3 protein-coding genes and 1 pseudogene are annotated in these 1772 nt (G+C 45.2%); all 4 read left to right on the top strand.

Annotated elements, in window-relative coordinates:
* The coding region (locus tag BN2476_RS50170) for a hypothetical protein (RefSeq protein WP_143811271.1) at positions 1-138 on the top strand (138 nt) is incomplete at its 5' end.
* On the top strand, positions 138-245 hold the full coding sequence (locus tag BN2476_RS50165; RefSeq protein ID WP_087740524.1) for a phage DNA packaging protein J: 108 nt from the start codon (positions 138-140) through the stop codon (positions 243-245). The genes BN2476_RS50170 and BN2476_RS50165, both read left to right, overlap by 1 nt.
* A 36-nt stretch (positions 246-281) precedes the next feature.
* Positions 282-1565 (top strand): annotated as a pseudogene (locus tag BN2476_RS50160) (major capsid protein).
* A gap of 110 nt (positions 1566-1675) precedes the next feature.
* Positions 1676-1772, top strand: a 97-nt coding sequence (locus BN2476_RS50155; RefSeq protein ID WP_500045351.1) for a hypothetical protein, incomplete at its 3' end; no start/stop codon positions are given.

Genomic DNA, 1772 nt, shown 5'->3' with positions numbered 1-1772 from the left:
TTTAATGGCGTCGAGCGTCCGGTTAAAGCCGCTGAATTGTTCGCGTTTACCTTGCGTGTACGCGCAGGAAACACTGACGTTCTTACTGACGCAGAAGAAAACGTGCGTCAAAAATTACGTGCAGAAGGAGTGATGTAATGTCTAAAGGTAAAGGCGCTCGCCCTGGTCGTCCGCAGCCGTTGCGAGGTACTAAAGGCAAGCGTAAAGGCGCTCGTCTTTGGTATGTAGGTGGTCAACAATTTTAATTGCAGGGGCTTCGGCCCCTTACTTGAGGATAAATTATGTCTAATATTCAAACTGGCGCCGAGCGTATGCCGCATGACCTTTCCCATCTTGGCTTCCTTGCTGGTCAGATTGGTCGTCTTATTACCATTTCAACTACTCCGGTTATCGCTGGCGACTCCTTCGAGATGGACGCCGTTGGCGCTCTCCGTCTTTCTCCATTGCGTCGTGGCCTTGCTATTGACTCTACTGTAGACATTTTTACTTTTTATGTCCCTCATCGTCACGTTTATGGTGAACAGTGGATTAAGTTCATGAAGGATGGTGTTAATGCCACTCCTCTCCCGACTGTTAACACTACTGGTTATATTGACCATGCCGCTTTTCTTGGCACGATTAACCCTGATACCAATAAAATCCCTAAGCATTTGTTTCAGGGTTATTTGAATATCTATAACAACTATTTTAAAGCGCCGTGGATGCCTGACCGTACCGAGGCTAACCCTAATGAGCTTAATCAAGATGATGCTCGTTATGGTTTCCGTTGCTGCCATCTCAAAAACATTTGGACTGCTCCGCTTCCTCCTGAGACTGAGCTTTCTCGCCAAATGACGACTTCTACCACATCTATTGACATTATGGGTCTGCAAGCTGCTTATGCTAATTTGCATACTGACCAAGAACGTGATTACTTCATGCAGCGTTACCATGATGTTATTTCTTCATTTGGAGGTAAAACCTCTTATGACGCTGACAACCGTCCTTTACTTGTCATGCGCTCTAATCTCTGGGCATCTGGCTATGATGTTGATGGCACTGACTAAACGTCGTTAGGCCAGTTTTCTGGTCGTGTTCAACAGACCTATAAACATTCTGTGCCGCGTTTCTTTGTTCCTGGGCATGGCACTATGTTTACTCTTGCGCTTGTTCGTTTTCCGCCTACTGCGACTAAAGAGATTCAGTACCTTAACGCTAAAGGTGCTTTGACTTATACCGATATTGCTGGCGACCCTGTTTTGTATGGCAACTTGCCGCCGCGTGAAATTTCTATGAAGGATGTTTTCCGTTCTGGTGATTCGTCTAAGAAGTTTAAGATTGCTGAGGGTCAGTGGTATCGTTATGCGCCTTCGTATGTTTCTCCTGCTTATCACCTTCTTGAAGGCTTCCCATTCATTCAGGAACCGCCTTCTGGTGATTTGCAAGAACGCGTACTTATTCGCCACCATGATTATGACCAGTGTTTCCAGTCCGTTCAGTTGTTGCAGTGGAATAGTCAGGTTAAATTTAATGTGACCGTTTATCGCAATCTGCCGACCACTCGCGATTCAATCATGACTTCGTGATAAAAGATTGAGTGTGAGGTTATAACGCCGAAGCGGTAAAAATTTTAATTTTTGCCGCTGAGGGGTTGACCAAGCGAAGCGCGGTAGGTTTTCTGCTTAGGAGTTTAATCATGTTTCAGACTTTTATTTCTCGCCATAATTCAAACTTTTTTTCTGATAAGCTGGTTCTCACTTCTGTTACTCCAGCTGCTTCGGCACCTGTTTTAC

Source organism: Paraburkholderia piptadeniae, from assembly GCF_900007165.1.
Classification (GTDB): domain Bacteria; phylum Pseudomonadota; class Gammaproteobacteria; order Burkholderiales; family Burkholderiaceae; genus Paraburkholderia; species Paraburkholderia piptadeniae.
Note: the sequence above shows the minus strand (reverse complement) of the source record. Positions and strands in the feature narration are given on the sequence as shown.